Source organism: Polynucleobacter sphagniphilus (assembly GCF_001953355.1).
Lineage (GTDB): Bacteria > Pseudomonadota > Gammaproteobacteria > Burkholderiales > Burkholderiaceae > Polynucleobacter > Polynucleobacter sphagniphilus.
The window spans coordinates 24,829-37,562 of the sequence record NZ_MPIY01000010.1; the positions used below are offsets into that span (position 1 = coordinate 24,829).

Annotated in this window: 12 protein-coding genes and 1 pseudogene; 8 read left to right on the forward strand and 5 right to left on the reverse strand. The window is 42.2% G+C overall.

The annotated features are described in order from the left end of the window. The first annotated feature begins 14 nt into the window (after nucleotides 1–14). The gene (locus BOQ04_RS08440; protein WP_233126743.1) at nucleotides 15–401 is read left to right on the forward strand and encodes a group II truncated hemoglobin; all 387 of its coding nucleotides are present in this window, start codon (nucleotides 15–17) and stop codon (nucleotides 399–401) included. 83 nt (nucleotides 402–484) lie between these two features. Here the strand turns inward: BOQ04_RS08440 and BOQ04_RS08445 are convergent, their stop codons facing one another. Continuing rightward, entirely contained in the window at nucleotides 485–1,438 is a 954-nt protein-coding gene (locus BOQ04_RS08445; RefSeq protein ID WP_076024314.1) for an IS30 family transposase, read from the reverse strand. A 255-nt stretch (nucleotides 1,439–1,693) separates the two neighbouring features. Next, nucleotides 1,694–2,575, reverse strand: a complete 882-nt coding sequence (locus BOQ04_RS08450; protein WP_076024315.1) for a LysR family transcriptional regulator — start codon at nucleotides 2,573–2,575, stop codon at nucleotides 1,694–1,696. 140 nt (nucleotides 2,576–2,715) lie between these two features. On the opposite strand from BOQ04_RS08450, the gene BOQ04_RS08455 reads away from it, so the two are divergent. Next, nucleotides 2,716–3,720: a YeiH family protein gene (locus BOQ04_RS08455; protein WP_076024316.1), complete on the forward strand. Its 1,005-nt coding sequence runs from the start codon at nucleotides 2,716–2,718 to the stop codon at nucleotides 3,718–3,720. A 52-nt stretch (nucleotides 3,721–3,772) separates the two neighbouring features. Next, nucleotides 3,773–4,084, forward strand: a pseudogene (locus BOQ04_RS11070) (thioredoxin family protein). A gap of 4 nt (nucleotides 4,085–4,088) precedes the next feature. On the opposite strand, the gene BOQ04_RS08470 reads toward BOQ04_RS11070, so the two are convergent. Continuing rightward, nucleotides 4,089–4,415 (reverse strand): ArsR/SmtB family transcription factor, encoded by a 327-nt coding sequence (locus BOQ04_RS08470; protein ID WP_233126747.1) that lies wholly within the window; start codon nucleotides 4,413–4,415, stop codon nucleotides 4,089–4,091. Between the two features lie 168 nt (nucleotides 4,416–4,583). Between BOQ04_RS08470 and BOQ04_RS08475 the strand changes: the two genes are divergently transcribed. The 4 genes from BOQ04_RS08475 to BOQ04_RS08490 all read left to right on the forward strand — a co-directional run bounded on the left by BOQ04_RS08475 (nucleotide 4,584) and on the right by BOQ04_RS08490 (nucleotide 11,029). Continuing rightward, nucleotides 4,584–7,808 (forward strand): efflux RND transporter permease subunit, encoded by a 3,225-nt coding sequence (locus BOQ04_RS08475; RefSeq protein ID WP_076024317.1) that lies wholly within the window; start codon nucleotides 4,584–4,586, stop codon nucleotides 7,806–7,808. Between the two features lie 9 nt (nucleotides 7,809–7,817). Continuing rightward, nucleotides 7,818–8,036 carry a YgaP family membrane protein gene (locus BOQ04_RS08480; RefSeq protein WP_076024318.1) on the forward strand — a complete coding sequence of 73 codons (219 nt, stop codon included), beginning with the start codon at nucleotides 7,818–7,820 and terminating at the stop codon, nucleotides 8,034–8,036. A gap of 7 nt (nucleotides 8,037–8,043) precedes the next feature. Continuing rightward, nucleotides 8,044–9,426 carry a TolC family protein gene (locus BOQ04_RS08485; protein ID WP_076024319.1) on the forward strand — a complete coding sequence of 461 codons (1,383 nt, stop codon included), beginning with the start codon at nucleotides 8,044–8,046 and terminating at the stop codon, nucleotides 9,424–9,426. Nucleotides 9,427–9,571: 145 nt separating this feature from the next. Beyond that, the gene (locus BOQ04_RS08490) at nucleotides 9,572–11,029 is read left to right on the forward strand and encodes an NAD(P)/FAD-dependent oxidoreductase (RefSeq protein ID WP_076024320.1); all 1,458 of its coding nucleotides are present in this window, start codon (nucleotides 9,572–9,574) and stop codon (nucleotides 11,027–11,029) included. 280 nt (nucleotides 11,030–11,309) lie between these two features. Here BOQ04_RS08490 and BOQ04_RS08495 read toward each other — a convergent pair whose 3' ends face one another. Then, nucleotides 11,310–11,582: a rhodanese-like domain-containing protein gene (locus BOQ04_RS08495; protein WP_338130198.1), complete on the reverse strand. Its 273-nt coding sequence runs from the start codon at nucleotides 11,580–11,582 to the stop codon at nucleotides 11,310–11,312. 76 nt (nucleotides 11,583–11,658) lie between these two features. Further along, a complete protein-coding gene (locus tag BOQ04_RS08500) occupies nucleotides 11,659–11,964 on the reverse strand; it encodes a rhodanese-like domain-containing protein (protein ID WP_198929320.1) in 306 nt (101 codons plus the stop codon). Between the two features lie 421 nt (nucleotides 11,965–12,385). Between BOQ04_RS08500 and BOQ04_RS08505 the strand changes: the two genes are divergently transcribed. After that, on the forward strand, nucleotides 12,386–12,734 hold a 349-nt coding region (locus tag BOQ04_RS08505; RefSeq protein ID WP_198929321.1), incomplete at its 3' end, for a helix-turn-helix domain-containing protein.

Genomic DNA, 12,734 nt, shown 5'->3' on the forward strand with positions numbered 1-12,734 from the left:
ACATGGATCAGGTAATGACGGTAGAGACCTCCTTTGAGCAAATTGGCGGCATTAAGTGCATTCGTGAGCTAGTTGATCATTTCTATGATTTGATGGAGTTAGAAGAGGGGTATGCTCATTTACGAAGTATCCATTCCCAAGATCTATCTAATTCAAGAGAAAGATTGTATTTATTTTTAGTTGGCTGGCTCGGTGGCCCAGATCTGTATTCCCCAGTACATGGCCATCCAAGACTTAGAGCTCGCCATCTTCCCTTTGCAATCGGAATAAAAGAGCGGGATCAGTGGTTAGCTTGTATGTTTCAGGCTTTGAATGACTTGGGGGTTGAGGGTGAGTTAGCCACTAAACTTCATGAAGCTTTTTTTAAAACTGGTGATTGGATGAGAAATCAACAAGGTTAATGAAACTCCCCCGAGTAAATGTCGAGTGGCTCAATTGTGGGGGCAATAAATATACCTTTGGCTAGGATTCAAATTGCGTAGATTCAAACACGAAGTGCAACACGGTTTAAGGACTGCATAAATACTTCATTGGGGGTTTTAAATCCTAATCGTTTTCTAGGTCGGTTGTTTAAACGATCTTGGATCATTCTAAGCTCCTTATCGGTCACAGTAGATAGCGGTCTCTTTTTGGGGATGTATTGCCGCAATAGACCATTGAAGTTTTCATTTGATCCACGTTGCCAACTAGCAAACCGATCCGCAAAGTACGTCGTTGATTGAAGAGCTGTATCAATCCTGGCGTGCTCGGCAAATTCCTTGCCGTTGTCAAAAGTCAGGGTTTTAACGAGTGGGGTCACGGCGTTTAATTTAGTGATGATGGCGCTACTGACTAAATCCGACGTCTTGTTCTTGACCTTAGCCAAAACGGCATAGCCACTCTTGCGCTCAACCAAGGTCACAACAGCTTGCTTGTGGGCCGCTCCAATTACAGTATCGCCTTCCCAGTGGCCGACTTGGGATCTTGTCTCAATGTGCGCTGGGCGCTCACTGATCGGCCGCCTACCTACTATTTGGCCTCTGCGATCACGGCCGCTGGCATAGCGTTTCTTGCGCTTTTTTTGGCAACGCAGCTGCTGGTAAAGATTGCCGCCAGCGGCTTTATCGGCGTAGACATGGCGGTAGATGGTCTCATGACTAATGCCAACCTGATTGGCAATTTGGACGGGGCTCCACTGAGCTAAGAGGCAATCCACTGTCTGATTCCATTGATCGGCTGTTATTTGGGCGGCATTACGGCAGCCTAATGAGCGTTCTTCTGCCAACGGGCAGGCTTGCTTGGGACGGTAACCTTTGAGCCCCGTATTGCGAGCAAGCTCTCGGCTAATGGTCGACTTATGCCGATCCATCAGTTGGGCTATTTGAGTTTGGGTTTTTCCGTCTTTCATGAGGATATAAATCTGATATCGTTCAGTTTGGCTAAGGTGTTGATAGGTCATGGCTACTTTGACTTGCAGGTCTAGAAGCTTTGGATACTAAAACATCCTTAGCCTCCTTAACTAGTTGTTCAAAGTTGCACTTCGTAGTTGAATCCACCCACTCCTTTAAGGTGAAGATTATCAAAAATCCTCTCTTCTGGAGTGGTACTAAAAATCAGGTCAGTTCACTACTAAACGCAATAAATGAAATAAGTGAAACATCTTTAAAATAATTCATACCGGAAATAGTGGGTTACACAAGGATAGGCCCATAAGTTAACTACTCGCAATAACTTGCTCAAGCGCAACAGACGCTTTAGTTTTAAAACGCTCTTTATGTCTGAGCAAGAAAAAAGCACGTTGGGGTAATGCAATATTGACTTTACTTAGCAATCCCGCACTCAGATAAGACATTACAACCATTTCTGACAATACGCTAGCGTAGGGTCCAGCCAATACTGCCGACCTAACCGCCTCATTAGATGGGAGCGTGATCTCAATATCCAATGCTTTTGAATCAATGTTATTTTCATTGAGCATAGCGAAAAAAGCCGCTCTAGTTCCGGAGCCAGATTCGCGCAATACCCATCGACCACTCAGAAGATCTTTGGGATTGATACGTCTTTTTTTTGCCCATGGATGATTGGATGCAACTACCGCGACAATGTTATCTTGAGCAATCTTTCTAATATCTAGACTCGAGTCTTCAATACCTCCCTCAACGAATCCAATATCTACCAAACCATTTAAAACCGACCTTGCTACTTGCTCTGTATTACCAATCCCAAGGTGAATATCAATAGAGGGGTATTTCTGCTTAAATTTAATTAAGAGGGGCGGCAACCAGTAACTAGCGATAGTTTGACTTGCCTGAACGCTTAGGCTTCCACGTATTTCACCGCCAAGCTCTAAAAGCGTTAATTCAGCAGCCCAGGCTTGAGCGAGCACCGCCCGAGCTTCAATCAAAAATATTCGACCATTTGGATTGAGCTCTATACCCCTTCCCACTCGATCAAATAACTGGGTTCCATATCGATCCTCCAGTACGCGAATTGCCGCACTCACCGCAGAAGGTGTGAGCGCAAGAATATTTGCTGCCTGTGTTAGATGCCCACGCTCTGCTACCTCTACAAATATGCGCAATTGTTCAAGCGTCATATTTTTCCTTCATTTATGTATGTCAATTTAATTACTACTTATATTATTCGTTTTTAATAAACATTACATCAATTATTTATAGATATATTTAATGATTAATTACGGAGATACTTGCTCATCAATGCAAAACCGAGAGCAAAATGAGAAAAGCGATAAATCAATTAACACCAGGGCTTTCACTTTGCGGGCTGATTACCCTCTCCTCTTATTATTTGGAATACCTTGAAATTTATCTATTCGAGCGCGCGTGGCTAGAAACGCTGGTCATGGCAATATTGCTAGGCAGTGCAGTGCGTACCTTTTACCGCCCCAATTCTCGTTTCGATACAGGAATCCATTTTGGAGCTAAGACATTACTTGAAATAGCAGTCGTTTTACTTGGTGCATCAGTTAGCGCTTCTGCAATCATGGCGCAAGGTGCCAGTCTTATTGGAGGTATTGCGCTAGTAGTTGTAATTGCGATTATTGCAAGCTACAGCATTGGCAGACTTGCTAGGCTCCCCAAAAAAATGGCAATTCTAATTGCTTGCGGTAACTCCATTTGTGGCAATTCAGCGATTGCAGCAGTTGCACCCATCATTGATGCAGATGGAAATGATGTAGCCTCTTCCATCGCCTTTACTGCCGTCCTGGGGATCGCGGTTGTTTTAATTCTGCCAATCATGATTCCTCTATTAAATTTGACCGTATTGCAATATGGCGTATTTGCTGGCCTTACTGTATATGCAGTACCACAAGTATTAGCAGCCACCACTTCTGTCTCTTTAATAAGCGCCCATATCGGCACACTGGTCAAATTGGTACGTGTACTGATGTTAGGCCCAGTGGTTTTAACACTTTCGATGCTAAATAGTAGAAATAGTGGGAAGCGTCTCACCCTTTCGCATATGGCGCCCTGGTTTATCGTTGGATTTTTATCATTAATAACAATGCGCTCTTTTAACCTTATTCCACAATTTTTCATAGAGCCCGCTCATATTTTTAGTAATCTTCTAACCGTAATGTCAATGGCAGCTTTGGGTCTAGGTGTTGATGTTCGATCTGTAGCACGCGCAGGATATAGGGTTACAGCCGTAGTGGTCTTATCGCTCGTGACTCTATTTGTAATCAGCTTTGTGTTAATAAAATTACTTGGACTTAATTAATTAGCTTGATTTCATTGACCTGTCCTGGGATTTTCAGACCAAACCCATAGGGGTGAATGTCAATTCTTTAAATGAGTTATTGATTCACTCTAAAAAACCGATCATTGTTGATTTTTGGACACCATGGTATGGTCCATGCCGGATATTTGACCCTACTCTTAAGGCAAGCGCTCGGCAACACCTAAATTAAGTCATTCACGTTAAAGTAGGTACTGAAGCAAACCCTATTGCAGGGCAGCAATTCAATATTCGCTCGATACCGACCTTGGTAGGCTTTAGAGGTGAAATTAAACTTAAACGAGTAAGCGGCGCACTACCTGCCAATCAATTAACTCAGTTTATATCTGCCCTAATGATCAAATAAAAATTCAAACTTTACAAAAGTGCTTTGCCAGCAACTCCATGACTGCAGCAGCGATCTCACTTGAGAGTGTGTAATAAATTTGTCTACCTTCTCTGCGGGTTTTTACTAACTTATTCTCCCGCAGAACTGTCAGCTGCTGGGATAAAGTAGGTTGATAAATTTCTAGAATTTCTTCTAGCTCATAAACACAACGCTCACCTTGACTAATCTCACAAAGCAAAAGCATGCGGTCTTTATTGGATAGTACTTTCATTAATTTGCAAGCCACATCTGCAGAAGAGGCCATCTTTTTAAGACTTATTTTTGTTTTGCTAATCGATTTGGTATTCATGTTTACCTGAATTCCATATTATATAAATTTATGAAATATTATACCAAGCCCTAATTTGAAATAGCTGTATCTAGTAAAAAATTAAATTTACCTTACCTAAGTGAATTACCTCTCATAACGAATTATAATTCGATATAATATAAATTAATTAATTTTAGAGTTGAACTCATGAGCATGAAACTTGGCATATCTGGCCGTATCGCATCGTACTTTCAGGGTGCGCAAATTACGCCATTATTAGCAATCGCTATATTGCTATTGGGCCTTTTTGCGATCTTGATTACTCCAAGAGAGGAAGAACCTCAGATTAATGTGACGATGGCTAATGTGCTCATCCCCTTCCCAGGAGCTGCAGTAAAAAATGTAGAGCAGATGGTTTCTATCCCGGCAGAGCAGGTTCTCTCACAGATTGCAGGGATTGAGCATGTGATGTCGGTTTCACAAGCGGGCTTATCGGTAATTACCGTTCAATTTAAAGTCGGTATACCAAGAACAGAAGCCCTAGTAAGACTGCATGATACCGTTGCAGCAAACTCAGATTGGCTGCCTAAGGGAATGGGTGTTCTAGAGCCGATCATTAAACCTAAGGGTATTGACGATGTTCCCATCTTGGCTCTCACGCTCTACTCTAATAATCTCGCTATAAGTGCATTTGAACTCGAAAAGGTTGCAAATCGTATTGAGTCTGATTTAAAAAGAGTTAAGGGTACCCGTGAAGTCAACACCATTGGTGGACCAAGACGAGCTATCAATGTCGAAATTGATCCCAATAAAATGGCTAACCGTGGTGTCACGCTGGGAGATGTGCGTGCCGCCTTGAGCTCTGCTAACTTAGGCATGCCAGTTGGTAACTTACTTAATGCCAACTCCACAATTGCTATTGAGTCAGGCCCCTATTTAAAAGATGCAAATGATGTTGGCAGCATTGTATTGGGTGTTCGCACTGGAAACCCCGTCTTTTTGAAAGATATTGCCCAGCTTACGGATGGCCCTCTGCAAACACAGCGCTTGGTCTATAACTCAATACAAAATGAGAAGACCGGCAAGTTTGAAGAGCATCCTTCGGTAACGATTGCCATTACTAAAAAACCTGGTGAAAATGCCATCGATGTGGCTGACCAAGTCAAAGAACAAGTTGAACTTCTTAAGGGGGCGATTATCCCGAAAGATGTAGAGGTATTAGTCTCACGAAATTATGGTGAAACAGCAAATGACAAGGCGACTAAATTAATTCAAAAACTATTATTTGCAACACTCTCGGTAGTAGTTTTAGTTATGATCGCGCTGGGGCGTAGGGAGGCAGCGATTGTTGGGTCTGCCGTAGTTCTAACACTCGCCGGCACCCTATTTGCATCATGGGCCTGGGGATTCACAATCAATCGGGTATCTCTTTTTGCGCTGATCTTTTCAATTGGTATTTTGGTAGATGACGCTATTGTTGTCGTAGAAAACATTCATCGACACCGAGTGATGTTCCCAGAAAAGTCGCTAAAAGAGATTATTCCTGGCGCCGTAGATGAAGTAGGAAGCCCCACGATTCTGGCTACTTTTACTGTTATCGCAGCATTACTTCCAATGGCATTTGTGAGTGGCCTAATGGGTCCTTATATGAGTCCTATTCCAATCAATGCCAGTATGGGTATGCTGCTATCACTTGCGATTGCCTTTGCTATTACACCGTGGATGTCAAGAATTTGGCTGCCAAGAGAAAATGTTCATACCCATTCCGGATTTAACTTCTCAAAGTGGCTTACTCCCAAGTTTCAGATAATTTTCACGCCGCTCTTAAGTGAGCAAAATGGAAAACGCAATCGACGTCGTTTAGGCATGGGTGTTTTAGGAGCAATTATCATTTCTATTGCACTGCCATTGACCGGTTTAGTTGTTCTCAAAATGCTACCTTTTGATAATAAATCTGAATTCCAGGTCATCTTAGATATGCCGGCCGATAGCCGCGTAGAACAGACTGCCGTGGTTTTAAAAGAAATGGGCACTGCAATAGCAAAAATGCCCGAAGTTAGCAGCTATCAAATCTACGCTGGCACAGCAGCTCCAATCAACTTTAATGGTCTAGTTAGACAGTACTATTTTCGGCAAGATCCTAGTAAAGGCGATATCCAGGTGAACTTGGTAGATAAGCACCATCGCTCTGATAAGAGCCATGTAATTGCCGCCAGAATTCGCCCTACCCTAGATACCATTGCAAAGAAATATGGCGCCAATACTAAAGTTGTAGAAGTTCCTCCAGGACCACCCGTACTCGCCCCGATCGTCGCTGAAGTTTATGGCCCTAGCGAAGAAGCCAGATTGACTGTGGCTAAAGGTGTGCGAAATATATTCGAACATACACCAGGATTGGTAGATGTCGATGACAGCAGCATCAGCAGTGCACCAAAGGAATTACTGCTAGTTGATCGCCAAAAAGCCAATCTAATGGGTGTATCTCAGATCGATATTATCGCTACCCTTCGGGCTGGCTTATCCGGAGAAAATGTCACCTACCTTCAGGATAAAAGTAAGTACCCAGCATCCATCACCATTCGCTTGCCCGAGGTCAAGCAAGGCGATATCAACAATCTACTAAAGCTAACAGTACGTAATGCAAATCGCGAACTCGTTCCATTAAGTAAGCTATTAATAGTAGTAGATACTCAGCGCGAACAGCCCATTTTTCATAAGGATCTGTTAGCTCTCAATTACGTGATTGCTGATACATCGGGTTCAATTGATAGCCCTTTATATGGCTTATTTAAAACCAGGGCTGAGGTAGATGAATTAAAAGATGCAAGCGGTAATTCTATTAAGGAATTCTTCATCTCGCAACCAAAAGATCCATATCGCAACGTATCCATCAAATGGGATGGAGAATCTCAAATTACCTATGAAACTTTTAGGGACATGGGATTGGCGTATGCAGTTGGATTAATTCTCATTTATCTATTGGTAGTGGCGCAATTTGGATCCTACTTGACTCCATTAATCATCATGGCGCCCATACCACTAACTATTATTGGTGTTATGCCTGGACACGCACTATTAGGGGCGCAATTCACGGCGACCTCCATGATTGGTATGATCGCCCTCGCAGGAATTATTGTGCGCAACTCCATTTTGCTGGTGGATTTCATTAATTTGCAAGTACGCAGTGGTATTGAGTTCAAGCAAGCGGTAGTAAACTCTGCAATTACTCGTGCACAACCAATTGTGTTAACTGGATTGGCTGCAATGTTAGGCGCCTTCTTTATTTTAGATGACCCAATCTTTAATGGTTTAGCAATTTCGTTAATTTTTGGAATACTCGTTTCTACAGTACTCACACTAGTGGTCATTCCATTGCTCTACTATTCAGCCTACGCCAATAAGCTATATAAAATTTTTCACACAAATAACTAGGAGTAAGAAATGACTACATGGAGCACAGTACGGGTAATTGCAGGGGCTTTTATTTTGTTATCCCTTCTCTTTGGCTTTTCAGGAAGCCCTTTTTTTGTTAGCGAATGGTTTCTGGCATTTACCGCTTTTGTTGGTCTAAATTTATTACAAAGCGGATTGACCGGCTGGTGTTTTATGGAGCGCATTTTACGTAAAGTAGGCCTCAAATCATCGAATACTTGTCACTAAGTCTGATATGAAATCAATCTTTACCCCAAAAAAATTAGCACTCGCAAGCCTCATTAGCGCTCAATTTTTTAGTCCATTAGCTCATGCAGTAGATCTCATCGATGTCTGGAATTCAGCTTTAGAACGAGACCCAGCATATATTTCCAGCAAATATGAACAGCTCGCCGCCGAAAAACACCGGGAGCAAGGCACCGCCCTCTGGCTTCCTAATGTCAATTTGAGTGCCACAACAGCAAGCATTAGTAATAACAGTAGCACGACAGGAGCACAATTCTATGCTCCAGGTATGGGTACATTTAATGGGGCAAACTTCAATACTTCAATCAATAACGGATTTGGCAATCAATACGCCCTATCTATTGTTCAGCCGATCTTTAATAAAGAAAAGTTATCACAAAGTAGACAACTCAAAATGAGTGCCGATGTTGCTGACTTGGGTTGGGCTAATGCCCAACAAAATCTCATTCTACTTGTTGCCGAACGTTATTTTGATGTGTTAAATGCTGAAGAAACCTTGCGATTAATGGGTAAAGAGCAATCAGCGATTCAAGAGATGCGCAATGAGATGGAAAGACGCGCTAGACTTGGAAACGCAACGCAAACTGATCTTGAGGAAGCCAATCAAAATTTAAACTCAATTAAGTTGCAAATTATGAATCTCAAAAATGATTTAGAACTTAAAAAATTATCTCTGAATGATTTATTCCCCTCCAAAGAAAGTATCAAAAAACTAAGCGGTAACCTGAATTTTTCTCAATTAAAACTTGATCCCCTAGCCTCGTATGTTGAAAAATTAAAAGCGCAGAATATTCAACTCAGAATGATGTCAGTACAAGAGTCTATCGCCAAGGAAGAAGTAGCGAAGTACGGTATCAGTGCCTCACCAACATTGAATGCAATCGCCCAATCTTCGCGTAATGTTTTGACTGGTTCTGGCGACTTCGGCACAGCAAGCAATACCAATACAAATAATATGATTGGATTGCAGCTCAATATCCCCCTCTATACCGGTGGCTACAGAAGTTCAAAACAAGAGGAATCGCTCTTGCTACTAGAAAAAACGCGCTCCGACATCAATCAGGCCACCTTAAATCTCGAGAAAACGCTACGCAATTTATGGTATAGCCTCCAATCCTCTAAAGATAAATTGACGGTTCTTAAAAATACCCAAAAATCAAGCCAGGATCGCTTAGAGAGTACAAAAAAGAGTTATGAGGTTGGATCTAGAACCAGTTTAGAGTTATTGGCTGCCGAGAATGAACTTATTCAGAATCAGCAAGTGCTTTACCAAGAGCAAGTGAATAACTTATTAAATCGCTTGCGTTTAGCCAGCTTACTGGGTGAACTCGGCGAGCAAGACCTCAAACTAGTTAACGCTTACCTAAAGTAGAGCTGAAAACTGTAATTTTTGAGTTTTCTAATTCAGATATTAGGGTAAACATTATATTTTTTTATATCGCGATTATTTACACTATGAAGAGCACTTGCTAAGGTAATAAAGAAATGATATCAACAACACACAAACTGGTGGAAATATGGCAAAAATAGTTATTTTGGGTGCCGGAATTGCAGGGCATACCGTCGCCAGGCACCTTAATAAGTGGGTAGGCAAGCATCACGAAATTACTGTGATTTCACCAAATGCCAAGTGGAATTGGATCCCTTCCAATATCTGGGTTGGTGTTGGTCAAATGCAAGAGAAAGATGTCACGTTTGATCTTGCAAAAATTTATAAAAAGACTTCAGTGAAGTTTAAGCAAGCAAAAGCCTTATCAATCCACCCAGAAGGTGATTACTCAGAGGAAAAAGGCTTTGTCTCAATCGAATACACCCTTCCAGAAAAAGCAGGTGAGCAGGAAAAAATCTCCTATGATTACCTTGTCAATGCAACCGGTCCTAAATTAAATTTTGGCGCCACTCCTGGGCTAGGACCTGATGGAGGTCACACCGTCTCTGTTTGTACAGCTAGCCATGCAGTAGAGGCAAATAATAAACTACAAGATATTATTAAGAAACTCAGGGGTGGCGATAAAGCTACTTTAGTCATCGGCACTGGTCATGGCACATGTACATGTCAAGGCGCTGCATTTGAGTATATTTATAACGTCGATCAGGAGCTACGCAATGCGAATGTTCGCGATAAGGCAGACCTTGTTTGGCTTAGCAATGAATATGAATTGGGTGATTTTGGTATGGGCGGCATTCATATTGAACGAGGTGGTTATATTACTAACGGCAAAACCTTTGCCGAATCATTAATGGCTGAACGCGATATTCGCTGGATCACTAGAGCTGCTGTTACTAAAGTGGAGCCTGGAATAATCCACTACGAAACTATCAATGGCCAATTCTATGAGCAGAAATTTGATTTTTCAATGCTGATTCCGCCCTTCTCTGGCGTAGGTATGAAAGCGTTTAACAAATCGGGTGGAGACATCACGAGTGAAGTATTTGCGCCTAATGGGTTCATGAAAGTCGATGCTGATTACACTCCTAGGCCGTATGCGGAGTGGAGTGCAAAAGATTGGCCTCATACCTACCAGAATCCAAACTATGGCAATATGTTTGCGGTAGGTATTGCATTTGCTCCTCCCCATATGATTAGTAAACCAATGCAAAGCCCAAATGGTACGGCAATCAATCCTACCGCTCCACGCACAGGTATGCCATCTGCTGCGATGGCAATGGCAGTTGCCTTAAGTATTCGAGATATGATTAATGGAGCTCCGAAACCAACCCAAAAAGCCTCAATGGCAGAGATGGGTGCCGCTTGTGTTGCATCAACTGGCTCTGGCTTATTAACTGGTACCGCCGCAAGCATGACCGTGTTCCCAGTAGTTCCGAATTTTGAAAAATATCCAGAATATGGCCGTGATATGAATCTAACCTTTGGAGAAATTGGGCTTGCAGGCCACTGGTTGAAGTATCTACTACATCTTTTATTCATATACCAGGCTAAGCTGAAACCGGGCTGGTCCATCATCCCAGATTGACATTTGAAGAGAGAATGCTATGTCTAAAATAAAAAATCCTGAACCATACCAGCAGGCTTATTATCCGCCTACTCCAACAGCTTTTACAAAGTTTATGAGGACTTTTATCCCCTGGCAATTTGTACGGTTTTTAATTATTACCGGTAAGATGTTAAAGATGATGGTAAAAACAAAACATTAAGTAAGCACTACTGATTGCATGATAAATATGCAGTCAGTACATTACCCTAATTCTGGATGTGAAATCTTCGCAATTGGATTGCCTGCAGCAGCCCAAGCATCAAAGCCCCCCCGCTTTAGCCTGAACGCTCAAATAGCCCATTTCGACTAAGGTCTTGGCGGCCAGTGAAGATCGACCCCCGTTTTTACAGTACACCAGTATTTTCAAATCCCTTGCTGATAAGGCCTCTGAAGCATTCATTTTAAACTCTAGGAGCCCCCTAGGGATATGGGCAGCCCCTTGTAAATGGCCCATCACAAATTCATCCGGCTCACGTACATCAATCAGTATGTCCGTGGCAGTCAACTCCGACTGGGCAAGTTCAATATCCACTTACGAGACTTGTGATTTCGCCAACAAAACCAAATCTTGGTCACTTTTAATAGGTCTTGTCTACTTTACTTATTAATTAAATAATTCGTTTTCCGAGTCGCATTGCAAGCGAGCTAATACCGCCGCCATTGATTACTTGCTCGTAACCAAGGGATAGCAAGGCTTTTCTGGCCATGCCGGAGCGCATTCCGGATGCACAAAAAACCACTATAGGCTTACTTTTTTCAGAGGGTAATTTTTTAGCTTTGCCACTAATTTCAGCTAAAGGAATATTAATTGCACCTTCCATCGCGCCACTGGCAACCTCACCTTGAGAGCGAACGTCAATAAAGATTGCATTTTTTGGAATCTCTGCTTGTCCAGAACCTGAAAGTGCATTCATGATGCTTCCAAAGAATCCCATGATATTACCCCCCCATTTATCATTTAATATACCAAATTATATATCATCATCTTATTAAAATTCTGGTTACTTTTAATTCAAAAGTGAAGTCTAGTTACAGAATTCTCTTAATTTATCGAGGTTTGGTATAGAAACAGAATGTCTTGATGGGGAGCCTATCACTTCAATCTCTGGTTTTGAATATCTTCAACTGCATATTTCGCACTTGTGAAGTGATAAACCCTCATATTCATTCCCCTTTTTTATATCATCGACCTAAATGATTTTATTCTCCTGCATTCTTGGATTATGATCAAAAAAATACCAACCCGAAGGTTGGTATTTTGTACGACTCGACACATAGTTAACACTTTATACCGGACACATACTTTACAGTTTTTGGCATAGGAGGGACCTTACTATGCCGTGGAATGAAAGTACGAAGATGGATGAAAAGCTCAAGTTTGTATCTCGTTACCTTGATGGCGAGAAGATTGCTACCCTTTGCCAGGAGTTTGGAATCTCCAGAGTCACTGGCCATAAAATCATTGATCGCTATAAAGACAGTGGTTTAGAAGCCTTTACGGATCGATCAAGAAGGCCCTTTAGGCAAGCCAATCGGCTGCCCTTCCAGGTCGAGCAACTGATCGTGAACCTCAAAAAGGAGTTCCCGACCTGGGGCGCTCCTAAATTGCGCGACAGATTGCACACCCACTACCCGGAGTTAGCATTGCCCGCCAAAAGCACGGTGCATGCCGTTCTCGATCGCC

Coding starts and splice junctions, on each gene's coding strand:
- BOQ04_RS08450 (WP_076024315.1), bottom strand. CDS start 2,575: ATGACGCTTGAACAATTGCGCATATTTGTAGAGGTAGCAGAGCGTGGG.
- BOQ04_RS08440 (WP_233126743.1), top strand. CDS start 15: ATGACGGTAGAGACCTCCTTTGAGCAAATTGGCGGCATTAAGTGCATT.
- BOQ04_RS08490 (WP_076024320.1), top strand. CDS start 9,572: ATGGCAAAAATAGTTATTTTGGGTGCCGGAATTGCAGGGCATACCGTC.
- BOQ04_RS08455 (WP_076024316.1), top strand. CDS start 2,716: ATGAGAAAAGCGATAAATCAATTAACACCAGGGCTTTCACTTTGCGGG.
- BOQ04_RS08485 (WP_076024319.1), top strand. CDS start 8,044: ATGAAATCAATCTTTACCCCAAAAAAATTAGCACTCGCAAGCCTCATT.
- BOQ04_RS08480 (WP_076024318.1), top strand. CDS start 7,818: ATGACTACATGGAGCACAGTACGGGTAATTGCAGGGGCTTTTATTTTG.
- BOQ04_RS08470 (WP_233126747.1), bottom strand. CDS start 4,415: ATGAATACCAAATCGATTAGCAAAACAAAAATAAGTCTTAAAAAGATG.
- BOQ04_RS08445 (WP_076024314.1), bottom strand. CDS start 1,438: ATGACCTATCAACACCTTAGCCAAACTGAACGATATCAGATTTATATC.
- BOQ04_RS08500 (WP_198929320.1), bottom strand. CDS start 11,964: ATGAATGCACTTTCAGGTTCTGGACAAGCAGAGATTCCAAAAAATGCA.
- BOQ04_RS08475 (WP_076024317.1), top strand. CDS start 4,584: ATGAGCATGAAACTTGGCATATCTGGCCGTATCGCATCGTACTTTCAG.